Source organism: Pseudomonas phytophila, from assembly GCF_025643095.1.
Classification (GTDB): domain Bacteria; phylum Pseudomonadota; class Gammaproteobacteria; order Pseudomonadales; family Pseudomonadaceae; genus Aquipseudomonas; species Aquipseudomonas quasicaspiana.
Genome location: NZ_CP081201.1, coordinates 4,208,536 through 4,230,435, shown reverse-complemented (window position 1 = coordinate 4,230,435; position 21,900 = coordinate 4,208,536). Strand labels below are relative to the sequence as shown.

16 protein-coding genes, 4 tRNA genes and 1 pseudogene are annotated in these 21,900 nt (G+C 57.6%); 18 read left to right on the top strand and 3 right to left on the bottom strand.

The window, feature by feature from the left end; translation table 11 throughout:
• Nucleotides 1-318 precede the first annotated feature (318 nt).
• Nucleotides 319-1,515: an amino acid aminotransferase gene (locus tag K3169_RS19060; RefSeq protein ID WP_122806012.1), complete on the bottom strand. Its 1,197-nt coding sequence runs from the start codon at nt 1,513-1,515 to the stop codon at nt 319-321.
• A gap of 386 nt (nt 1,516-1,901) precedes the next feature.
• Between K3169_RS19060 and uvrB the strand changes: the two genes are divergently transcribed.
• The 9 genes from uvrB (at nt 1,902) to K3169_RS19015 (ending at nt 8,634) form a co-directional block, all read left to right on the top strand.
• Nucleotides 1,902-3,917, top strand: coding sequence for an excinuclease ABC subunit UvrB (gene uvrB / locus K3169_RS19055; RefSeq protein ID WP_099270791.1), 2,016 nt, complete (start codon nt 1,902-1,904; stop codon nt 3,915-3,917).
• Between the two features lie 183 nt (nt 3,918-4,100).
• Nucleotides 4,101-5,582, top strand: coding sequence for a glutamate--tRNA ligase (gene gltX / locus K3169_RS19050; protein WP_263267444.1), 1,482 nt, complete (start codon nt 4,101-4,103; stop codon nt 5,580-5,582).
• A gap of 146 nt (nt 5,583-5,728) precedes the next feature.
• Nucleotides 5,729-5,804, top strand: a tRNA-Ala gene (locus K3169_RS19045).
• Between the two features lie 90 nt (nt 5,805-5,894).
• Nucleotides 5,895-5,970: transfer RNA gene (locus K3169_RS19040), tRNA-Glu, on the top strand.
• A gap of 50 nt (nt 5,971-6,020) precedes the next feature.
• Nucleotides 6,021-6,096, top strand: a tRNA-Ala gene (locus K3169_RS19035).
• 46 nt (nt 6,097-6,142) lie between these two features.
• Nucleotides 6,143-6,218, top strand: a tRNA-Glu gene (locus K3169_RS19030).
• Nucleotides 6,219-6,627: 409 nt separating this feature from the next.
• The gene (locus K3169_RS19025; protein WP_027900864.1) at nt 6,628-7,089 is read left to right on the top strand and encodes an acyl-CoA thioesterase; all 462 of its coding nucleotides are present in this window, start codon (nt 6,628-6,630) and stop codon (nt 7,087-7,089) included.
• Nucleotides 7,090-7,118: 29 nt separating this feature from the next.
• Nucleotides 7,119-8,078: a tRNA dihydrouridine synthase gene (locus K3169_RS19020; protein WP_263267442.1), complete on the top strand. Its 960-nt coding sequence runs from the start codon at nt 7,119-7,121 to the stop codon at nt 8,076-8,078.
• A 112-nt stretch (nt 8,079-8,190) separates the two neighbouring features.
• Nucleotides 8,191-8,634 carry an Hsp20 family protein gene (locus K3169_RS19015; protein WP_027900866.1) on the top strand — a complete coding sequence of 148 codons (444 nt, stop codon included), beginning with the start codon at nt 8,191-8,193 and terminating at the stop codon, nt 8,632-8,634.
• Between the two features lie 51 nt (nt 8,635-8,685).
• On the opposite strand, the pseudogene K3169_RS19010 reads toward K3169_RS19015, so the two are convergent.
• Nucleotides 8,686-10,785, bottom strand: a pseudogene (locus tag K3169_RS19010) (putative bifunctional diguanylate cyclase/phosphodiesterase); the annotation flags it as partial.
• Between the two features lie 112 nt (nt 10,786-10,897).
• On the bottom strand, nt 10,898-11,776 hold the full coding sequence (locus K3169_RS19005; protein ID WP_263267438.1) for a LysR family transcriptional regulator: 879 nt from the start codon (nt 11,774-11,776) through the stop codon (nt 10,898-10,900).
• A 189-nt stretch (nt 11,777-11,965) separates the two neighbouring features.
• Between K3169_RS19005 and leuC the strand changes: the two genes are divergently transcribed.
• The 9 genes from leuC (at nt 11,966) to K3169_RS18960 (ending at nt 21,878) form a co-directional block, all read left to right on the top strand.
• Complete coding sequence (leuC, locus tag K3169_RS19000) at nt 11,966-13,390, top strand: 3-isopropylmalate dehydratase large subunit (RefSeq protein WP_231677256.1); 1,425 nt, start codon at nt 11,966-11,968, stop codon at nt 13,388-13,390.
• A gap of 10 nt (nt 13,391-13,400) precedes the next feature.
• Entirely contained in the window at nt 13,401-14,042 is a 642-nt protein-coding gene (gene leuD, locus K3169_RS18995; RefSeq protein ID WP_027900869.1) for a 3-isopropylmalate dehydratase small subunit, read from the top strand.
• A gap of 157 nt (nt 14,043-14,199) precedes the next feature.
• The gene (locus K3169_RS18990; protein WP_231677255.1) at nt 14,200-14,964 is read left to right on the top strand and encodes a class I SAM-dependent methyltransferase; all 765 of its coding nucleotides are present in this window, start codon (nt 14,200-14,202) and stop codon (nt 14,962-14,964) included.
• Between the two features lie 65 nt (nt 14,965-15,029).
• Complete coding sequence (gene leuB / locus K3169_RS18985; protein WP_122396969.1) at nt 15,030-16,112, top strand: 3-isopropylmalate dehydrogenase; 1,083 nt, start codon at nt 15,030-15,032, stop codon at nt 16,110-16,112.
• A gap of 68 nt (nt 16,113-16,180) precedes the next feature.
• Nucleotides 16,181-17,293 carry an aspartate-semialdehyde dehydrogenase gene (gene asd / locus K3169_RS18980; protein WP_027900872.1) on the top strand — a complete coding sequence of 371 codons (1,113 nt, stop codon included), beginning with the start codon at nt 16,181-16,183 and terminating at the stop codon, nt 17,291-17,293.
• 295 nt (nt 17,294-17,588) lie between these two features.
• Nucleotides 17,589-18,581 carry a 2-dehydro-3-deoxygalactonokinase gene (locus tag K3169_RS18975; RefSeq protein ID WP_231677254.1) on the top strand — a complete coding sequence of 331 codons (993 nt, stop codon included), beginning with the start codon at nt 17,589-17,591 and terminating at the stop codon, nt 18,579-18,581.
• A 1-nt stretch (nt 18,582) separates the two neighbouring features.
• A complete protein-coding gene (locus K3169_RS18970) occupies nt 18,583-19,212 on the top strand; it encodes a 2-dehydro-3-deoxy-6-phosphogalactonate aldolase (protein ID WP_231677253.1) in 630 nt (209 codons plus the stop codon).
• A gap of 48 nt (nt 19,213-19,260) precedes the next feature.
• Nucleotides 19,261-20,409 (top strand): galactonate dehydratase, encoded by a 1,149-nt coding sequence (gene dgoD / locus K3169_RS18965; protein ID WP_027900875.1) that lies wholly within the window; start codon nt 19,261-19,263, stop codon nt 20,407-20,409.
• Between the two features lie 158 nt (nt 20,410-20,567).
• Complete coding sequence (locus tag K3169_RS18960) at nt 20,568-21,878, top strand: MFS transporter (RefSeq protein ID WP_099270800.1); 1,311 nt, start codon at nt 20,568-20,570, stop codon at nt 21,876-21,878.
• The last annotated feature ends 22 nt before the right edge of the window (nt 21,879-21,900 follow it).

Below are 21,900 nucleotides of genomic sequence, written 5' to 3'. Positions count from 1 at the left end.
TCCGGGAAGGCGGTGTTCCTGGGGATAAAGATGCTGTGAATATTCCGGCCCCTTCGCGAATGAATTCGCTCCCACGGGTTTACGCCAGCCTCAAGTCTACCGCGATCCAGTGGGACCGGATTCATCCGGGAAGGCGGTATTCCTGGGGATGAAGATGCTGTGAATATCCCGGCCCCTTCGCGAATGAATTCGCTCCCACTGGATATGCCTCAGCCCTCCCGGCTCAAGGCGGTCCTAAGGGATACAAATAAAACGCGATACAAATAAAAAGGGAAGCCAGACCCTCGTCTGCTTCCCTTTTTTCACCACGGTGAAGCTTTAGATCACCTGGATAATCGCCTTGCAGACGGTGTCGATGTTGCTCTGGTTCAGCGCCGCGACGCAGATGCGACCGGTGTCTAGGGCGTAGATGCCGAACTCGTTACGCAGGCGATGCACCTGTTCAGTGGTCAGGCCCGAGTAGGAGAACATGCCGCTCTGACGACCCACGAAGCTGAAATCCTGGCCCGCAGGGTTGTTGGCCAGACGCTCGACCATCGCTTGGCGCATGCCTTTGATGCGCACGCGCATCTCACCCAGTTCTTCTTCCCACTTGGCCCGCAGTTCCGGACTGTTGAGCACCGCAGCAACGATGGTCGCACCATGCGTTGGCGGGTTGGAGTAGTTGGTGCGGATCACTCGCTTGACCTGGGACAGGACGCGAGCGGTCTCTTCTTTGGAGTCGGTGATGATCGACAGCGCGCCGACACGTTCGCCGTACAGCGAGAAGGATTTGGAGAACGAGCTGGAAGCGAAGAAGGTCAGGCCGGATTCCGCGAACAGGCGAACTGCAACCGCATCTTCGTCAATGCCGGTACCGAAGCCCTGATACGCCATGTCCAGGAACGGCACGTGGCCTTTGCTCTTGACCACTTCCAGGACTTTTTTCCAATCGTCCAGCGTCAGGTCTACGCCGGTCGGGTTGTGGCAGCAGGCGTGCAGCACGACGATCGAGCCGGAGGGCAGATTCTGCAGGTCTTCAAGCATGCCGGAACGGTTCACGTCATGGCTGGTCGCATCATAGTAGCGATAGTTCTGCACCGGGAAACCGGCAGTTTCAAACAGGGCGCGGTGGTTTTCCCAGCTTGGATCGCTAATGGCCACGACGGCATCAGGACGCAGTTGCTTAAGGAAGTCAGCACCGATTTTCAGTGCACCGGTACCACCCACGGCCTGAGTGGTCAGGACGCGGCCCGAAGCGATCAGCGGCGAATCGGCACCCAGCAGCAGTTTTTGTACGGCCAGGTCGTACGCCGCGATGCCGTCGATCGGCAGGTAGCCACGAGGAGCGTGTTGAGCCACGCGAATATTCTCTGCTTCGGCAACGGCGCGCAGAAGGGGGATGCGGCCTTCTTCGTTGCAATAGACGCCCACACCAAGGTTGACCTTGGTGGTGCGGGTATCGGCGTTGAATGCTTCGTTGAGGCCCAGGATTGGATCGCGTGGTGCCATTTCGACAGCGGAGAACAGGCTCATTGTTGTGGCGGCTCTGTGTGAGGGGTGAGGGGAAACCCGCTCTGAGCCGAATGCGCCAGAGCGGTGCACAATCGGGGAGTCAGTATAGAGAGCATCGCCGACCGGGGCGACAGTCGGTGACGGGTTTTTCCGGGTTTTTTGCAGTCGTTTGTCGACCTCTGGTCATATTGCAACCGGCATCCTGTAATGGGGCGCAGCAATAGATGTCGATTCAGCAGGTTGAAAGTCGTGGGTTGAAAGCTGGCGATGGCGACTCCATCTGTAGTCTCATCACTTCATATTCTGTACGACTGATCCGCTAGCGGGTCAGACGCACGCCGTTCTTTGGTTTTCGCGCTGTGGCTTGCGTGAGCCTGTATGCGCGTAAACCACCAAAGAGGTACGTCATGTCCGAGTTTCAGCTCGTAACCCGTTTTGAGCCTGCTGGTGATCAGCCAGAGGCTATTCGCCAACTGGTCGAAGGGATCGATGCCGGCCTGGCGCACCAGACCCTGCTGGGGGTGACCGGCTCAGGCAAGACATTCAGCATCGCCAATGTCATCTCGCAGGTGCAGCGCCCCACGTTGGTGCTCGCGCCGAACAAGACCCTGGCCGCGCAGTTGTACGGTGAGTTCAAGGCATTTTTCCCGAACAACGCCGTTGAGTATTTCGTCTCTTATTACGATTACTACCAGCCTGAGGCCTATGTGCCGTCGTCGGACACCTTCATCGAGAAGGATGCGTCGATCAACGACCACATTGAACAGATGCGTCTGTCCGCGACCAAGGCGCTGCTGGAGCGCAAGGACGCCATCATCGTCACCACGGTGTCGTGCATTTATGGTCTGGGCAGCCCGGAAACCTATCTGCGCATGGTCTTGCACGTGGATCGGGGCGACAAACTCGATCAGCGCGCCTTGTTGCGTCGTCTGGCTGACCTGCAATACACCCGCAATGACATGGATTTCGCCCGGGCCACGTTCCGGGTGCGCGGTGATGTGATTGATATCTACCCGGCCGAGTCGGATCTGGAGGCGATTCGCATCGAGCTGTTCGACGACGAGGTAGAAAGCATTTCCTCGTTCGATCCGCTGACCGGCGAGGTGATCCGCAAGCTGCCACGCTTTACCTTCTACCCCAAGAGCCACTACGTCACACCTCGGGAAACCCTGGTCGAAGCGATGGAGGGCATCAAGGTTGAGTTGCAGGAGCGTCTTGAGTACCTGCGCACCAACAACAAGCTGGTTGAAGCCCAGCGTCTTGAGCAGCGGACCCGTTTCGACCTGGAAATGATCCTGGAGCTGGGTTACTGCAACGGCATTGAAAACTACTCGCGCTACCTGTCAGGACGTCCTTCGGGCGCGCCGCCGCCGACGTTATACGACTACCTGCCAGCGGATGCGCTGCTGGTTATCGACGAATCCCACGTCAGCGTGCCGCAGGTCGGTGCCATGTACAAAGGCGACCGCTCCCGTAAGGAAACCCTGGTGGAGTATGGCTTCCGTCTGCCGTCGGCACTGGATAACCGGCCGATGCGGTTTGACGAGTGGGAAGCGGTCAGTCCGCAAACGATCTTTGTTTCGGCGACACCGGGCAACTACGAGGCTGAACACGCGGGTCGTATCGTCGAGCAGGTTGTGCGGCCAACCGGTCTGGTAGACCCGCAAATCGAGATTCGTCCGGCGCTGACTCAGGTGGATGATTTGCTTTCGGAAATCACCAAGCGCGTGGCGCTGGAAGAGCGGGTGCTGGTCACCACGCTGACCAAGCGCATGTCCGAAGACCTGACTGATTACCTGGCCGACCACGGCGTGCGGGTGCGTTATCTGCACTCGGACATCGATACTGTGGAGCGCGTGGAGATTATTCGCGACCTGCGGCTAGGGACTTTCGACGTGCTGGTGGGGATCAACCTGCTGCGCGAAGGCCTGGATATGCCGGAAGTGTCGCTGGTGGCAATTCTTGACGCTGATAAGGAAGGTTTTCTGCGCTCCGAGCGCTCGCTGATCCAGACCATTGGTCGTGCGGCCCGTAACCTCAATGGGCGGGCGATTCTCTATGCGGACCGCATCACCGGCTCCATGGAGCGCGCGATTGGCGAAACCGAGCGCCGTCGCGACAAGCAGATCGCCTTCAACCTTGCGAACGGGATTACCCCTAAAGGCGTGTTCAAGGATGTCGCCGACATCATGGAAGGCGCCACCGTGCCGGGCTCGCGCAGCAAGAAGCGCAAAGGCATGGCCAAGGCGGCGGAGGAAAGCGCCAAGTACGAAAACGAACTGCGTTCACCGAGCGAGATCACCAAGCGCATCCGTCAGTTGGAAGAAAAGATGTACCAGTTGGCCCGCGACCTGGAGTTCGAAGCTGCGGCGCAGATGCGCGACGAAATCGGCAAGCTGCGTGAGCGGTTGTTGACCGTATAGCGGTTTGGGGGCTGGAGCCTATCCTGTGGGAGCCGGGCTTGCCCGCGATACATGAGACGGTGCTAGAAGACATTCCGCGTTATCGTTTATCGTCGGAATGCCGCCCAGAGCAAGCTCAGCTCCCACATGATCACTGGCCCCTGTTAATATTCACGGCTTGTTTGACCTATTTCGGGATTTTTCATGACCACCGTTCGTACCCGCATCGCGCCTTCGCCTACCGGCGACCCTCACGTTGGCACGGCCTACATAGCGCTTTTCAACTACTGCTTCGCCAGGCAGCACGGCGGTGAGTTCATCCTGCGCATCGAAGATACCGATCAACTGCGTTCGACCCGCGAGTCGGAGCAGCAGATTTTCGACGCGTTGCGCTGGTTGGGTATCGAGTGGAGCGAAGGTCCGGATGTCGGCGGTCCGCACGGTCCGTATCGGCAGAGCGAGCGGGGCGATATTTATCAGAAGTACGCTCAGCAACTGGTTGAACTGGGTCATGCTTTCCCGTGTTTCTGCACCGCTGAAGAGCTGGATCAGATGCGTGCCGAGCAAACCGCTCGTGGCGAAACGCCGCGCTATGACGGCCGTGCCTTGTTGCTCTCCAAAGAAGAAGTCGCGCGTCGTCTGGCGGCGGGCGAGCCTCATGTGATCCGCATGAAAGTGCCGACCGAGGGCGTTTGCGTCGTGCCGGACATGCTGCGCGGTGAAGTCGAAATCCCGTGGGACCGCATGGACATGCAAGTCCTGATGAAGACCGACGGTCTGCCGACTTACTTTCTGGCCAATGTCGTCGACGATCACCTGATGGGCATCACTCACGTGCTGCGCGGCGAAGAATGGCTGCCATCGGCGCCCAAGCTGATCCTGCTTTACGAATACTTCGGCTGGGACAAGCCTCAGTTGTGTTACATGCCGCTGCTGCGTAACCCTGACAAGAGCAAGTTGTCCAAGCGCAAGAACCCGACCTCTGTCACGTTCTACGAGCGCATGGGTTTCATGCCTGAGGCGATGCTCAACTATCTGGGGCGCATGGGCTGGTCGATGCCTGACGAGCGCGAGAAGTTCTCTCTGGAAGAAATGGTTGAGCACTTTGATCTGTCGCGGGTTTCTCTGGGCGGTCCGATTTTCGACATCGAGAAGCTGTCATGGCTCAACGGCCAGTGGCTGCGTGAACTTCCGGTGGAAGAGTTCGCGTCGCGCCTGCAGCACTGGGCGCTGAACCCTGAATACATGATGAAGATCGCACCGCACGTGCAGGGCAGGGTGGAGACCTTCAGTCAGGTCGCACCACTTGCCAGTTTCTTCTTCGCCGGTGGCGTGACGCCGGACGCCAAACTGTTCGAGCACAAGAAACTGTCTGCAGATCAGGTGCGTCAGGTCATGCAGTTGATTCTGTGGAAACTGGAGTCCCTGCGTCAGTGGGAAAAAGACCGGATCATGGGCTGCATCCAGGCTGTCGTCGAGCATCTGGAGCTCAAGCTGCGTGATGCCATGCCGTTGATGTTTGCCGCGATCACCGGGCAGGCCAATTCCGTCTCGGTGACTGACGCGATGGAAATCCTGGGCCCGGATCTGACCCGCTTCCGCTTGCGTCAGGCGCTTGATCTGCTGGGTGGCGTCTCGAAGAAAGAAAACAAGGAATGGGAAAAGCTTCTGGGCGCTATTGCCTGAAGCAATGCCCGTGCCTGTCAGTCCCCCGGTTTTCCGGGGGCTGAATGGTAAGTGGTTGTATTACCGACAAAAAACTTTCGAAATTGTAAAAAATAAATTTGACAGCTCTGCGACTCACGCTTAACATGCGCCCCGTCCACTGATGTGGGGCTTTAGCTCAGCTGGGAGAGCGCCTGCATGGCATGCAGGAGGTCAGCGGTTCGATCCCGCTAAGCTCCACCAAATTTAGAGTTTCAAAGCTCGGCTACACTGCTTTGAAACGATGCAAAAATGACCGGATCCAGCGCCGATCATCAGCATCCAGAAGGTTTAGTCCCCTTCGTCTAGTGGCCTAGGACACCGCCCTTTCACGGCGGTAACAGGGGTTCGAGTCCCCTAGGGGACGCCATTTTAAAGTGCATCATTTGAAAGTGATGTGAGCCGCGAGGCGATAAATCCGGGGCTTTAGCTCAGCTGGGAGAGCGCCTGCATGGCATGCAGGAGGTCAGCGGTTCGATCCCGCTAAGCTCCACCAATTTTGCCAGGGTTTGCTAACAAGCGAATCTGCTCGAAGGTTTTGCGTCCCCTTCGTCTAGTGGCCTAGGACACCGCCCTTTCACGGCGGTAACAGGGGTTCGAGTCCCCTAGGGGACGCCACGATTTCTCGCTCTGCGAGACCAAGGGTCATTCGATTATTGAATGGCCCTTTTGTTTTTCTGGCGTTTGATAAAACGCATCCTCCCTCCTGATGCTCCCCCGTTCCCTCATTCCTCAGTATGAGCTCACGAGCACCGCGCTGTCGCGCAGCAAACGGGGCCCTGTAGGAGCGCGCTTGCCCGCGATAGCGTCAGTACAGACGCTTACCCGTCAACTGACAGATCGCTTCGCGGGCAAGCGCGCTTCTACAGGTAAAAAAGCATTCCAATCAGAGGGTTAAACGACGTCGGCCAGGCCGATACTCCGCTGTCACAGCCTCGGGGTGCTACGCGCCAGTAGCATTCGCCCACTCTCTTCGTCGCTTTGGTTACACTCACTCGCACCTACAACCAGCAACGCAGGAGCAAGCATGGTCTGGGATTTGACAACGCCTTTTGTGATCGACCTCAATGTGGCAGCAGACGATATAGACGGGCTGGGGCACGCCAATAACGCGGTGTACGTCACCTGGCTGGAGCGCTGCGCCTGGCGTCATTCGCAGCAGTTAGGGCTGGACCTGAGTGAGTATCGTCGTCTGGATCGGGCCATGGCGGTGGTTCGGCATGAGATCGATTACTTGGCCAGCGCCTATCAGGACGATGAACTGGAGTTGGCAACCTGGATTGTCGATTGGGACAAACGCTTGAAAATGACTCGACGTTTTCAGCTACGCCGCCCCCGTGATGGCATGACGTTGTTGCGCGCTCAGACCACTTTTGTCTGCATCGAACTGTCCAGCGGCAAGCCTAAACGCATGCCTTTAGAGTTTATCGAGGGGTATGGCGTCGCCATTGCAGATCCCCTGGTTTCCAATCCCGCCAGCGCGCCGTAAACTGCCGGACTTTTTTTCGAGTGTGACCCATGCAAATTGCTCTGGCGCCCATGGAGGGACTGGTTGACGACATCCTGCGCGATGCGCTGACAAACGTCGGCGGGATCGACTGGTGCGTGACCGAATTCATCCGGGTGTCCGAGCGCTTGATGCCGGCTCATTACTTCTACAAGTACGCTTCCGAGTTTCACAAAGGCGCCAAGACCGACGCGGGTACGCCGCTGCGCTTGCAACTGCTGGGCTCTGATCCGGTTTGTCTGGCGGAAAACGCCGCGTTTGCCTGTGAGTTGGGCGCGCCGGTACTGGACCTGAACTTCGGTTGCCCGGCCAAGACCGTCAACCGTTCCCGTGGCGGCGCGATTCTGCTCAAAGAGCCTGAGCTGCTGCATTCCATACTGAGTCAGGTGCGCAGCGCTGTGCCGAAGCACATTCCGGTCACTGCGAAAATGCGCCTGGGCTACGAAAACACTGATGGTGCGCTGGATTGCGCCCGGGCGCTGGCTGACGGCGGAGCGGAGCAGATTGTCGTGCATGCCCGTACCAAGGTCGACGGCTACAAGCCGCCGGCCCACTGGGAATGGATTGCCCGGATTCAGGAGGTGGTCAAGGTGCCGGTGGTCGCCAACGGGGAAATCTGGACCGTGGATGACTGGCGTCGCTGCCGGGAAATCTGCGGCGCTCGGGACATCATGATCGGTCGCGGGCTGGTAGCGCGGCCTGATCTGGCCCGACAGATTGCCGCCGCGCAGAAAGGTGAAGAGGTTGTGCCGATGACCTGGGCTGAGTTGCAGCCCATGCTGCGGACCTTCTGGTTGCAGTGTCTGGACAAAATGACCCTGATTCAAGCGCCTGGCCGACTCAAGCAGTGGCTGGTGCTATTGACCAAAAGCTACCCTGAAGCGACGCAGATGTTTGATGCATTACGCCGTGAAACCGACTGTCAGCGGATCAGTGTTTTGCTCGGTGTCAGTGCCGACGAACGGTCATAAAAAATTTGAAAATATACTCTTGAAAAGCTTTTGGGCGACCCTAGTTTGGGGATTACGCGATGCCGAATTCGGGTCGCGGATTAAACCACTCGCTGTTTACAGGAGATTTATCATGACTACTGCATTTTCTCTGGCCCCTCTGTTCCGTAGCTCTGTGGGCTTTGATCGTTTCAATGACCTGTTCGAGGCTGCTGCCCGCAATGAGTCCGCTGGCGGCTATCCTCCTTACAACGTCGAGAAGCATGCGGATGACCAATATCGCATCGTGATCGCGGCCGCAGGTTTCGTTGAAGAAGACCTTGAGCTTCAGGTCGAGAAGGGCGTGCTGACTGTTTCGGGCGGCAAGCGTGAAAATACTGCTGAGGGCGTGACTTACCTGCATCAGGGTATTGCTCAGCGGGCTTTCAAATTGTCGTTCCGGCTGGCTGATCACATCGAAGTGCAGAACGCTGGTTTGTCCAACGGCTTGCTGAACATTGATTTGCTGCGTCTGGTGCCTGAAGAGGCCAAAGCCAAACGCATTCCGATCAACGCGCAGAAAGTCCTGAACAGCTGATTGTTCAGTTGCCAGCAAAAGAAGGCGCCTTTATGGCGCCTTCTTTCGTTTCTAAGGATTCAACTGACTTTCTTTAAATAACATCTCGGGCTGCTTCAAGCGTTTTTCGAATGCGCTCAAGGTCAGCGGTTCGCTGAACAGATAGCCCTGATATAAACGACATCCCAACTGCTCAAGAAACTCCAGTTGCAGGGGTTGCTCAACACCTTCGGCAATCACCGTCAGGTTCAGGCTCTGGGCCATTGCCACGATTGCTCGGATGATTTCCGCGTCATTGGGGTCAGTGGTCGCGTCGCGGATGAACGACTGGTCAATTTTCAGCGCATCCACGGGCAAGCGTTTGAGGTAGGTAAGGGATGAGTAGCCGGTGCCGAAATCATCCATGGCAAAGCTGACACCGAGCTTTTTCAGCTCATGCATCTTGGCAATGGTTTCGTCCAGATTCTGAATGACGATGCCTTCAGTGATCTCCAGCTTGAGCAAGTTGCTCGGCAGGCTGTTGATGCGAAGACAGCGTTTGACGCGATCAACGAAGTCGGTCTGCCGGAACTGGCGGGGGCTGATGTTGACGCACAGACTGAAGTGCCGGATGTCGACCAGTTTGTCACGCAGCAGTTTGCTTGCCGTCCGGCAGGCTTCCTCAAGAATCCAGGCGCCTACCTCCAGAATCATTCCGCTCTCTTCCAGTATCTGGATGAACTGGTTAGGAGGCAGGTTCCCGGTTTCGGGGTGCTCCCAGCGCAACAGGGCCTCCGCGCCAATGATGCGGTTGAGGCGAGTGTCCACTTGCGGTTGATAACACAGGCTGAACTCCCCGCGTGGCAACGCCATGCGCAGATCATTCTCCATGCGCAGGCGTTCACTGGCCGCTTTTTGCATCGAATCATGAAACAGCTGTGTGGCATTGCGGCCCGAATCCTTCGCCCGGTACAGCGCGATATCGGCGCGTTTGAGCAGGTCGGCGCTGGTCAGGCCATGGTCGGGGATCAGTGCGATACCGATACTTGGCGTGATTTGCAGGCGTTGATTGTCCAGAAACATCGGCTGGGCGAGTAGGGCGCGAAGCATGTCGGCCAGTTCCAGTACCTGGTCGGTCACATCGTCGCGACTACCTTCCAGTCCGCTGATCAGTACCACGAACTCATCGCCGCCCAGTCGCGCCACGGTGTCTTCCATGCGCACGCTCGCTTCAAGCCGGGCGGTTACAATCTTCAGCACGCTGTCACCCACTGGATGGCCCAGCGAGTCATTGATGTGCTTGAAGTGATCCAGGTCCATGAAAAGAAGAGCGCCACGCAGATTGTGGCGTTGCAGCAGGATTATTTGCTGGCTGAGACGATCCATGAGCAATGCCCGGTTGGGCAGGTTGGTCAGGGAGTCATGATAGGCCAGATGCTGAACCTGCTCCTGGGCGCTCTTCAGCTCGCTGATATCCCGCGCATTCATGAGCAGGCATTCGACATCGTTGAGGGTAATGGTTTCGACCGACACTTCAGCGGTGACGTGGGAGCCGTTCTTGTGACAGCCGGTCATTTCCCGGTGATGAACCCGGCCATTTTCTTGCAGATCGCGAATCAACTGCTCACGTTGTTCAATGTGAGCCCAGATGCCCAGCTCGGCGACAGTACGGCCGAGCACTTCGTCAGGGGTAAACCCCATCAATCGGCAAAAGCCTCCGTTGACCTCCAGGTAACGGCCACTGAGGCGCTCGGTGATGGTGATTGCGTCAGGACTGGAGTGGAATGCTTTGGCGAACTTCTCTTCGCTGGCCTTCAAGGCGCGTTCGGCGCGCAGGTGCGCGCTGTTGTCCATGAAGGTGCTGAGCAAATAAAGCTGACGCTCCAGTTCGACTTTCAATGCGCTGAAGGTGCCTTCAATCAGTCGGCCGTCGCGTGCGCGCAATCGCACATCCAGCCTCACGGGCTCGTCCTGGGCCATGACTCGTCTGACCAGGCTGTTGCGGTGTTCGGAATCGTCCCATAATCCCAGGTCTACACCTGTCCGACCAATGCTTTCGGCTGCGGGCCAGCCGAGCATTGTTTCGAACTGGCGATTGACCTCGCAGATTACTCCGCTGTCGATGGCGGACAGGATCACCACGTTGGGGCTGAGATTGTAGAGCGTTGCAAAACGCTTTTCGGATTCGCTCAGCGCCGCGGCATGGCCGGAGGACTGAAAGGTGTTGCTATCTGCAAGTTCTGGCATGGGATCACGCGCCTGTAAGTAATAAAGGCAGTAATACGATCTTTAGCATCAGGAGCTTTCAGCATTGGCCAGCCTGGGCATCTAGCAGCGCCATGAATGCCCGGGCCGCATTGGACAACGTACGCTCCGTGTGAAGTATGTAGCCTAGCTGACGACTGAGCTGTATGCCCGGTAATGGAATACGCGCCACCTGTTCATCGAGCATAGTCCGTGGCAGCACGCTCCATGCGAGGCCGATGGAGACCATCATTTTGATGGTTTCCAGATAGTTGGTGCTCATGGCGATATTCGGCTTGAGCCCTTGGGCTTCGCACAGTCCGCTGACGATGTGATGGGTAAACGTGTTGTTGCCGGGAAATACCGCCGGATAGCCGACGACGTCCTGCAAACTCACCGGGCCGCTGTTGGCCAGTGGGTGTTCAGGAGCGGCAACGAAGTCCAGCGGGTCGTCCCAGACTGACACGGCCTTGATCAGCGTGTGAGGATCCGGGGCCAGAGTGATGACTGCCAGCTCGGCGCGGCCATGAAGGATTTCCTCATAGGCGACCTCTGAATCCAGGAACTGAATGTCCAGCGCGACTTCAGGATAACGTCGGGTGAACTCCCGGAGCAGCGGGGGCAGACGGTGCAGGCCGATGTGATGACTGGTTGCCAATGTCAGGCGGCCGGTCACTTCACCCGTCAGATTGGTCAGTGCACGCCGGGTATCGTCCAGCACATTCAGAATCTGATAAGCCCTGGGCAGCAAGGCTCTACCAGCCTCGGTCAGGCTGACTTCCCGGCCCAGCCGGTCAAACAGCCGCACGTTCAACTGCTGTTCCAGCCCCGCTATACGCTTGCTGATAGCGGGCTGGGTCAAGTGCAGGTGTTCACCTGCTCCAGAAAAGCTGCCGGTTTCGGCGATGGCGATAAAAGCATTGAGGTTAGCCAGATCCATCTCAGATTCCAGTTGGTTATCCAAAGTATAAAAATTATGAATTTGAGTTATTTAAGCATATTTCGTAGCATGTCCGTACAAGCCAAAGGGTCATCCGGTTGTTTAAGATCGCCCGGCAGGCGAGCGTGAAAACTGATTTCACGACGACCTGGAAGGCATAGAAATAACAAGCTGATGAGGATTCGCCTGATGGCCGGCAAAACGTTGTACGACAAGCTCTGGGATTCGCACGAAGTAAAAAAACGTGACGATGGCTCGTCGCTCATTTACATCGATCGTCACATCATCCATGAAGTGACTTCGCCACAGGCCTTTGAAGGTCTGCGTCTGGCGGGCCGCAAGCCATGGCGCATCGACGCCAACATTGCGACCCCGGACCACAACGTACCGACCACTCCGGAACGTAAAGGCGGTATCGAAGCCATTGCCGACCAGGTGTCGCGTCTTCAGGTGCAGACCCTCGACGACAACTGCGACGAGTACGGCATTACCGAATTCAAAATGAACGACGTGCGTCAGGGCATCGTTCACGTGATCAGCCCGGAGCAGGGCGCGACCTTGCCGGGCATGACGGTGGTGTGTGGTGACTCCCACACTTCTACTCACGGCGCATTTGGGGCGCTGGCTCACGGTATCGGCACTTCAGAGGTTGAGCATGTGCTCGCCACTCAGTGCCTGGTGGCCAAGAAAATGAAAAACATGCTGGTTTCCGTCGAGGGCAAATTGCCCGTCGGCGTGACAGCTAAAGACATTGTGCTGGCGGTGATCGGCAAGATCGGCACCGCAGGCGGCAACGGCCATGCGATGGAGTTTGCGGGCAGCGCGATCCGCGATCTGTCGGTTGAAGGCCGTATGACCATCTGCAACATGTCCATCGAGGCGGGCGCTCGCGTCGGTCTGGTGGCTACCGATGAAAAAACCATTGCCTACGTGAAGGGGCGTCCTTTCGCACCTAAAGGCGAGCAGTGGGAGTTGGCAGTAGAAGCCTGGAAAGACCTGGTTTCCGATGCCGACGCGCACTTTGATACCGTGGTCAAACTCGACGCCGCGCAGATCAAACCGCAAGTCAGCTGGGGTACTTCTCCTGAGATGGTGCTGGCCGTTGATCAGAACGTTCCGGATCCGGCTCACGAAACTGATCTGGTCAAGCGTGGTTCCATTGAGCGTGCATTGAAGTATATGGGCCTCAAAGCCAATCAGGCCATCACTGACATTCAGCTGGATCGCGTATTTATTGGTTCCTGCACCAACTCGCGTATCGAGGATTTGCGTGCTGCGGCTGAAATCGCCAAAGGTCGCAAGGTGGCTTCGACTATCAAGCAGGCGATCGTTGTGCCGGGCTCCGGGCTGGTCAAGGCGCAGGCGGAAAGCGAAGGTCTGGACAAGATCTTTCTCGAGGCCGGTTTCGAATGGCGTGAGCCAGGTTGCTCGATGTGTCTGGCGATGAACCCGGACCGGCTGGAAAGTGGCGAGCATTGCGCGTCCACCTCCAACCGCAACTTCGAAGGTCGTCAGGGTGCCGGTGGTCGTACTCACCTGGTCAGCCCGGCGATGGCTGCAGCCGCAGCGGTCAACGGTCGTTTCATTGATGTTCGCGAACTGATTCAGCACTAAGGAGCCCAGCATGAAAGCCTTTACTCAGCACACCGGCCTTGTCGCTCCTCTGGATCGTGCCAACGTCGATACCGACCAGATCATTCCCAAGCAGTTTCTCAAGTCGATCAAGCGCACCGGCTTCGGTCCAAACCTGTTCGACGAATGGCGTTACTTGGATGTCGGGCAACCGTATCAGGACAACTCCAAGCGGCCTTTGAACCCTGATTTCGTGCTCAACGATGCTCGCTATCAGGGTGCCAGCGTGTTGCTGGCCCGGGAAAACTTCGGCTGCGGCTCAAGCCGTGAGCACGCGCCGTGGGCACTGGACGAGTACGGTTTCTGCGCGATCATCGCCCCCAGTTATGCCGATATCTTCTTCAACAACAGCTTCAAGAACGGCTTGCTGCCGATCATTCTCGACGAGGCTGAAGTTGATGAGCTGTTCAAGCAGGTTGAAGCCAACGAAGGTTACCAGTTGACCGTCGACCTGGCGGCCCAGACGGTCACTCGTCCGGATGGCAAGGTATACAGCTTTGAAGTCGATGCGTTTCGCAAGCACTGCCTGCTTGAAGGCCTGGATGACATCGGTCTGACCCTGGTAGATGGCGAAGCGATTGCCAGTTTCGAAGCGAAGCACCGCGCCAGCCAGCCATGGTTGTTCCGCGGTTGAGATTGAAGGCTTGGAATGCATTCCCATGTGGGAGCTGGGCTTGCCCGCGATAAGGTCCATGCGATCTAAAGTGAACCGCGTCCAGCCTTATCGCGGGCAAGCCCGGCTCCCACAGGAGACCGCATTTTTCAGTTAGATTTTCATCAGGAAGAATCCCATGACCAACTCCGCCCACACTCAAGTCGTAAAACGTCAATTCGGTGAGCAGGCCTCCGCCTATCTGAGCAGTGCCGTGCACGCGCAAGGCACCGAATTTGCGCTGCTACAGGCCGAAGTGGCGGGGCGCAGCAGTGCGCGGGTACTGGATCTGGGGTGTGGCGCGGGGCATGTGAGCTTCAATGTCGCGTCGGCAGTCAGCGAAGTGGTGGCGTATGACCTTTCGCAGCAAATGCTCGATGTCGTGGCCGCTGCAGCGCAGGAACGTGGGCTGACGAATGTCAGTACTGTGTGCGGCGCTGCGGAAAGTCTGCCTTTTGAGGATGGCGAGTTCGATTTCGTGTTCAGTCGCTATTCGGCTCACCACTGGAGTGATCTGGCGCCAGCCCTGCGTGAAGTGCGCAGAGTACTGAAACCGGGAGGCGTTGCCGCTTTTATCGACGTTATGTCTCCAGGCAGCCCGTTACTGGATACCTACCTGCAAAGTGTGGAAGTGCTGCGTGACACCAGCCACGTGCGCGACTACTCCGCCGCCGAGTGGCTGCGGCAGGTCAGCGAGGCGGGCCTGTTCACCCGCAGTCACAGCCGTCAGCGTCTGCACCTCGAGTACAACTCCTGGGTAGAACGCATGCGCACTCCGCAAGCCTTTCGGGTCGCGATTCGTGAATTGCAGCAGGCTATGGGCGCAGAAGTGCGCGAATATTTCGAGATTACCGCTGACGGCTCGTTCAGCACCGATGTGCTGGTGTTATGGGCCGAACGCTAACTTTTTCCGTTCAGTAGACGAAGAGGCGCTGATCAACAGTGCCGTTACAAAAATTTGAGGATGTTATGAGCAAGCAGATTCTGATTCTCCCAGGCGACGGTATTGGTCCGGAAATCATGACCGAAGCGGTAAAGGTTCTTGAGCTGGCCAACGAAAAGTATCAACTGGGCTTCGAACTCAGCCACGATGTGATCGGCGGCGCGGCCATCGACAAGCATGGCGTGCCACTTGCCGACGAAACGCTCGAGCGTGCCCGCGCTGCTGACGCAGTATTGCTGGGGGCTGTGGGCGGCCCGAAATGGGACGCCATCGAGCGTGATATCCGCCCAGAGCGCGGCCTGCTGAAAATCCGTGCGCAACTGGGCCTGTTCGGCAACCTGCGTCCAGCCATCCTGTATCCGCAACTGGCTGATGCCTCCAGCCTCAAGCCTGAAATCGTTGCCGGTCTGGACATTCTCATCGTCCGCGAACTGACGGGCGGTATTTATTTTGGCGCGCCGCGTGGCAGCCAGACCCTGGAAAACGGCGAGCGTCAGGCCTACGACACGCTGCCGTATAGCGAGAGTGAGATTCGCCGCATTGCTCGCGTCGGTTTCGACATGGCACGTGTACGTGGCAAGAAGCTGTGCTCGGTAGACAAGGCTAACGTTCTGGCCTCCAGCCAACTGTGGCGTGAAGTGGTCGAGGAAGTCGCCAAGGACTATCCGGATGTCGAGCTGAGTCACATGTACGTCGACAACGCCGCCATGCAACTGGTGCGTGCGCCGAAGCAGTTTGATGTGATCGTCACCGATAATATGTTCGGCGACATTCTGTCCGACGAAGCGTCGATGCTCACCGGCTCCATCGGCATGCTGCCGTCGGCCTCGCTGGACGCCAATAACAAGGGCATGTATGAGCCTTGCCATGGCTCGGCACCTGACATCGCGGGCAAAGGCATTGCCAACCCGCTGGCGACCATCCTTTCGGTCTCGATGATGCTGCGTTACAGCTTCAATCTGACCGACGCTGCCGACGCCATTGAAAAGGCCGTAAGCCTGGTTCTGGATCAAGGCTTGCGCACTGGCGACATCTGGTCGGCGGGCAATGCGAAGGTCGGCACGCAGGAAATGGGCGACGCTGTAGTCGCCGCGCTGCGCAATCTGTAATATCTCGGGCCCGTCGCGAATTCGAACCCGAATGCGACGGCCCACTTTTTAAACAAGGTGTAGTTGCGATGAAACGTGTAGGTCTGATCGGTTGGCGTGGAATGGTCGGTTCCGTGCTCATGCAGCGGATGCTGGAAGAGCAGGATTTTGATCTGATCGAGCCGGTGTTTTTCACCACCTCCAACGTAGGCGGCCAAGGCCCCTCCGTCGGCAAGGACGTGGCTCCGCTCAAAGATGCTTACAGCATTGACGAGCTGAAAACCCTCGACGTGATTCTGACCTGCCAGGGCGGCGACTACACCAATGAGGTGTTTCCGAAGCTGCGCGAAGCCGGTTGGCAGGGTTACTGGATCGATGCCGCCTCCAGCCTGCGTATGCAGGATGATGCGGTCATCGTTCTGGATCCGGTTAACCGCAAGGTCATCGATCAGCAACTGGATGCGGGCACCAAGAACTACATTGGCGGTAATTGCACGGTCAGCTTGATGCTGATGGGCTTGGGCGGCCTGTTCGAAGCCGGTCTGGTTGAGTGGATGAATGCCATGACCTATCAGGCGGCTTCCGGTGCTGGCGCGCAGAACATGCGTGAGCTGATCAAGCAGATGGGCGCGACTCACGCGGCTGTTGCTGACGACCTGGCCAATCCTGCCAGCGCGATTCTGGACATCGACCGCAAGGTCGCTGAAGCCATGCGCAGCGATGCCTACCCGACCGAAAACTTCGGTGTGCCGTTGGCCGGCAGCCTGATCCCTTGGATCGACAAGGAACTGCCGAACGGTCAGAGCCGTGAAGAGTGGAAAGGGCAGGCCGAGACCAACAAGATTCTGGGTCGCTTCAAGAGCCCGATTCCTGTCGATGGTATCTGCGTGCGGATCGGCTCGATGCGTTGCCACAGCCAGGCATTGACTATCAAGCTCAATAAGGACGTGCCAATCGCCGACATCGAAGGTTTGATCAGCCAGCACAACCCTTGGGTGAAGCTGGTGCCAAACCATCGCGAAGCGAGCATTCAGGAGCTGAGCCCGACTTCCGTGACTGGCACCATGAGCATTCCGGTGGGCCGCCTGCGCAAGCTGAACATGGGCTCGCAGTATCTGGGCGCGTTCACCGTTGGCGATCAGTTGCTGTGGGGCGCGGCCGAACCGCTGCGTCGCATGCTGCGGATCCTGCTGGAGCGTTGATCGTCCGGTTGTAGCTGACATGAAAAACCGCCTTTCGGGGCGGTTTTTTTATGGACGAAGATTTTTGGTTGGAATGCATTCCCTTGTGGGAGCTGAGCTTGCTAGCGATAAGGACACCGCGCATTGCAGTTCGAGCTCGTCCAGGCTTATCGCGAGCAAGCTCCGCTCCCACAGGATTTCGCAGGAGTCAAAAAAATCCCATAATATGGGATTAAAATTTACATATTGAGATATTCGTCGTTTCAGGTTTATAGTCCTCCTCGCACTCACTGCTCAAAAAATAATAGGTGAAGCGATGCAAGCGCATTTGATCGCGCTCGATTGGGGGACAACCTCTCTTCGTGCTTATCGGCTCGGCGATCACGGCCGGGTTCTGGAACAGCGCTCACTGAGCGCAGGCATCATGCAATTACCGAGTACGCCGCGAATGATCGCTGGTGCACTCTGCAGCGACGGTTTCGAACTGGCCTTTGACGAGGCGTGTGGCGACTGGCTCGATGCCGAACCCAACCTGCCGGTCATTGCCTGTGGCATGGTTGGCAGCGCCCAAGGCTGGCGTGAAGCGGTTTATCGTGAAACCCCGGCCAGCGTGTCCGGCCTCAGCTCTGCCTTGCAAACCGTGCGCAGCCTGCGTGGCGTCGATGTCCACATCATCCCCGGTGTACTCCAGCGTTCGGTCCTGCCCAACGTCATGCGTGGCGAAGAAACCCAGGTGCTGGGTGTTTTGGCAGGACTTTCTGCAACCGAAGTGCTTAAACCCTTATTGATCGGTCTACCCGGCAGCCATTCCAAATGGGTTCAGGCCGCCGACGGCTGCATCCTGCATTTCGATACCTTCATGACCGGCGAAGTCTTTGCTGCGCTGAGCAACCACACGATTCTCGGCCGCACCATGCAGCGCAGCGATGTCTTCGATCAGGCGGCGTTTGATCTGGGGGTCGCGGTGGCGTTGTCGGCTGACGGCGCAGCAGGGCCGCTATCAACGATTTTCAGTTGCCGCACCTTGGGCCTGACCGGCCAACTCAGTGCTGATGCCCAACCTGATTACTTGTCCGGTCTGTTGATCGGGCATGAGCTGGCAACCCTCGCCACTCTGCAGCGTGCCCATCATTCCGAATTGCCTCCCGTCATTCTTCTGGGTGGCGAGCAGCTGTGTCTGCGTTACGGGCGAGCCTTGCACGCCTGCGGTTTTCTTCACGTGACGGTGGCAGAACAGGCCACTGAGCGCGGTCTTTGGCAAGTGGCACTCAAAGCCGGCTTGCTCGCCAACATTCCATTAGAGGTCTGACATGCTCAAGCAAGCACTGCTCGAAAACGGTTTGATCGCCATTCTGCGTGGTCTGCGTCCGGCAGAAGCGCCCGCCATTGGTGATGTGTTGTATGAGGCGGGTTTCCGGGTCATTGAAGTGCCCCTTAATTCGCCGCAGCCCTATGACAGCATTCGTCTGTTGCGCCAGAGTCTGCCTGCCGATTGCCTGATCGGTGCAGGCACCGTGATGACTCCTGAACAGGTCAACCTGGTCAAGGAGGCGGGCGGGCAGGTCATCGTCATGCCGCACAGTGATGCCAAGGTGTTGCGCGCCGCCAAAGAGGCGGGGTTGTTTCTGTCACCTGGAGTGGCGACACCGACAGAAGCCTTCGCTGCGTTGGCCGAAGGTGCTGATGTGCTGAAGCTTTTTCCGGCTGAGCAAATGAGTCCTGCCGTGGTGAAAGCCTGGCTTGCGGTGTTGCCTATAGGGACAGCACTGGTTCCGGTGGGGGGTATTACCCCGGACAACATGAAGGTCTTTCTGGAGGCAGGTGTCAAAGGTTTCGGTCTCGGCTCGGGTTTGTTCAAACCGGGCATGAGCGCGGCCGAAGTGGGCGAGCGCGCTCATGCCTATGTCGCGGCCTGGAAACAATTGACCGAACGTTTCTGAATTAACCAGAGCGCTTCAGGCGCCACTTCAAATAAGAGAATCGCACACATGAAAATCACCAAACTCACGACTTTTATCGTCCCGCCGCGCTGGTGCTTCCTCAAGGTAGAGACTGATCAAGGCATTACCGGCTGGGGCGAGCCGGTGGTTGAAGGTCGCGCTCATACCGTTGCAGCGGCTGTCGAAGAGTTATCTGACTACCTGATCGGCAAAGACCCGCGCAATATCGAAGACATCTGGACCGTGCTCTATCGTGGCGGTTTTTATCGCGGCGGCGCGGTGCACATGAGCGCGCTCGCCGGTATCGATCAGGCGTTGTGGGATATCAAGGGCAAGCATCTGGGGGTATCGGTCAGCGATTTGCTTGGCGGCCAGGTGCGCGACAAGATCCGTGTTTATTCGTGGATCGGCGGCGACCGCCCGGCGGATACGGCGCGTGCGGCAAAAGAAGCGGTGGAGCGGGGCTTCACTGCGGTGAAGATGAACGGCACCGAAGAGTTGCAGTTCCTCGACACCTTCGACAAGGTCGACTTGGCACTGGCCAACGTTGCCGCCGTGCGTGACGCGGTCGGGCCGAATGTGGGCATCGGCGTCGATTTCCATGGCCGGGTGCACAAACCCATGGCCAAGGTACTGATGAAAGAACTGGACCCGTACAAACTGATGTTCATCGAAGAGCCGGTGCTCAGCGAGAACTACGAGGCGTTGAAAGAGCTGGCGCCCTTGACCAGTACGCCGATTGCCCTTGGCGAAAGGCTGTTCTCCCGCTGGGATTTCAAGCGCGTGCTGAGCGAAGGTTACGTCGACATTATCCAGCCTGATGCGTCCCATGCCGGTGGTATTACCGAAACCCGCAAGATTGCCAACATGGCAGAAGCCTACGACGTGGCCCTCGCGCTGCATTGTCCGCTGGGACCGATAGCCTTGGCGGCATGCCTACAGCTGGATGCGGTCTGCTACAACGCCTTCATTCAAGAGCAGAGCCTGGGTATTCATTACAACGAGAGCAATGACCTGCTGGATTACATCAAGAATCCCGAGGTGTTTGATTACGACAAAGGCATGGTGAAGATTCCCAATGGACCCGGCCTGGGCATCGAGATCAACGAAGAGTACGTCAAGGAGCGCGCGGCTATCGGCCATCGCTGGCGCAACCCGATCTGGCGTCATGCCGATGGCAGCTTTGCGGAGTGGTGATTTCCTGAGCCAAGAGTGATTTTCGGTAGGAGCCAACTTGTTGGCGAGGCGATATAGGGGGTTCCCAAATAAACCGTCTCGCGAACAAGTTCACTCCTACAGGAGGACATCACCTCAGTTTCCGTAGACCTCAATAAAGACAAAAAGAGGCACCTCACATGCAAACCCGCACTCTCGAAGGGGCGGCGTCTTTAGTCACGCCTACCCGCAAGCGTTATTTCATCATGGTCCTGTTGTTCATCACCGTCGTGATCAACTATCTGGACCGCAGCAACCTGTCCATCGCCGCGCCTGCGCTGACCAGCGAACTGGGTATCGATCCGGTGCATGTCGGATTGATTTTCTCGGCATTCGGCTGGACTTACGCGGCCATGCAATTACCCGGTGGCTGGCTGGTTGACCGTGTGCCGCCACGAATCCTGTATACCGTCGCATTGGCGCTGTGGTCCATCGCGACGATCATGCTCGGCTTCGCTGCCAGCTTCATCGCGCTGTTCGTATTGCGCATGGCAGTAGGCGCACTCGAAGCTCCGGCGTATCCCATCAACAGTCGTGTGGTCACCACCTGGTTTCCCGAGCGTGAGCGGGCCACGGCCATTGGTTTCTATACCTCAGGCCAGTTTGTCGGCCTGGCATTTCTGACACCGGTGCTGGCCTGGCTGCAAGCGCACTATGGCTGGCACATGGTATTCGTCAGCACCGGTGCGGTGGGCGTGCTCTGGGCGGTTATCTGGTACATGGTGTATCGCGAGCCTCGTGATTTCAAAGGCGTCAACGAGGCAGAAATCGAGTTGATTCGCGAGGGCGGCGGGCTGGTGGATATCCAGGCTGACACCGCCAAAGAAAAACGTCCGTTCAGTTGGGCGGATCTGGGTATCGTGCTCACCAAACGCAAGCTCTGGGGGATTTACCTCGGTCAGTTTTGCCTGAACTCGACGCTGTGGTTCTTTCTGACCTGGTTCCCGACCTATCTCGTGAAATACCGCGGCATGGATTTCATCAAATCTGGCCTGTTGGCGTCGCTGCCATTTCTCGCGGCATTCATCGGTGTGCTGTGTTCGGGATTTTTCTCTGACTGGCTGATCCGTCGCGGTCATACCGTCGGTTTTGCGCGCAAATTGCCGATCATTGCCGGTCTGCTGATTTCCACCTCTATCATTGGCGCCAACTTCGTTGATTCGACGCCGCTGGTCATCGCATTTCTGGCGCTGGCGTTCTTCGGTAATGGCCTGGCGTCCATCACCTGGTCGCTGGTATCGACCCTGGCCCCGGCGCGTCTGCTGGGCCTGACGGGCGGGACCTTCAACTTCATCGGCAACCTGTCGGCCATTGCCACGCCTATCGTGATTGGCTTCTTGGTGTCCGGCGATTCCTTTGCGCCTGCTATTACCTACATCTCAGTGCTGGCGCTGCTGGGTGCGCTGTCCTACATCCTGCTGGTGGGCAAGGTCGAGCGTATCGAGCTTTAACCGCGGATATCGGAAGTAGCAT

Coding starts and splice junctions, on each gene's coding strand:
- gltX (WP_263267444.1), top strand. CDS start 4,101: ATGACCACCGTTCGTACCCGCATCGCGCCTTCGCCTACCGGCGACCCT.
- K3169_RS19020 (WP_263267442.1), top strand. CDS start 7,119: ATGCAAATTGCTCTGGCGCCCATGGAGGGACTGGTTGACGACATCCTG.
- K3169_RS19015 (WP_027900866.1), top strand. CDS start 8,191: ATGACTACTGCATTTTCTCTGGCCCCTCTGTTCCGTAGCTCTGTGGGC.
- K3169_RS19005 (WP_263267438.1), bottom strand. CDS start 11,776: ATGGATCTGGCTAACCTCAATGCTTTTATCGCCATCGCCGAAACCGGC.
- K3169_RS18975 (WP_231677254.1), top strand. CDS start 17,589: ATGCAAGCGCATTTGATCGCGCTCGATTGGGGGACAACCTCTCTTCGT.
- uvrB (WP_099270791.1), top strand. CDS start 1,902: ATGTCCGAGTTTCAGCTCGTAACCCGTTTTGAGCCTGCTGGTGATCAG.
- K3169_RS18990 (WP_231677255.1), top strand. CDS start 14,200: ATGACCAACTCCGCCCACACTCAAGTCGTAAAACGTCAATTCGGTGAG.
- K3169_RS18970 (WP_231677253.1), top strand. CDS start 18,583: ATGCTCAAGCAAGCACTGCTCGAAAACGGTTTGATCGCCATTCTGCGT.
- leuD (WP_027900869.1), top strand. CDS start 13,401: ATGAAAGCCTTTACTCAGCACACCGGCCTTGTCGCTCCTCTGGATCGT.
- dgoD (WP_027900875.1), top strand. CDS start 19,261: ATGAAAATCACCAAACTCACGACTTTTATCGTCCCGCCGCGCTGGTGC.
- leuC (WP_231677256.1), top strand. CDS start 11,966: ATGGCCGGCAAAACGTTGTACGACAAGCTCTGGGATTCGCACGAAGTA.
- K3169_RS18960 (WP_099270800.1), top strand. CDS start 20,568: ATGCAAACCCGCACTCTCGAAGGGGCGGCGTCTTTAGTCACGCCTACC.
- leuB (WP_122396969.1), top strand. CDS start 15,030: ATGAGCAAGCAGATTCTGATTCTCCCAGGCGACGGTATTGGTCCGGAA.
- K3169_RS19025 (WP_027900864.1), top strand. CDS start 6,628: ATGGTCTGGGATTTGACAACGCCTTTTGTGATCGACCTCAATGTGGCA.
- K3169_RS19060 (WP_122806012.1), bottom strand. CDS start 1,515: ATGAGCCTGTTCTCCGCTGTCGAAATGGCACCACGCGATCCAATCCTG.
- asd (WP_027900872.1), top strand. CDS start 16,181: ATGAAACGTGTAGGTCTGATCGGTTGGCGTGGAATGGTCGGTTCCGTG.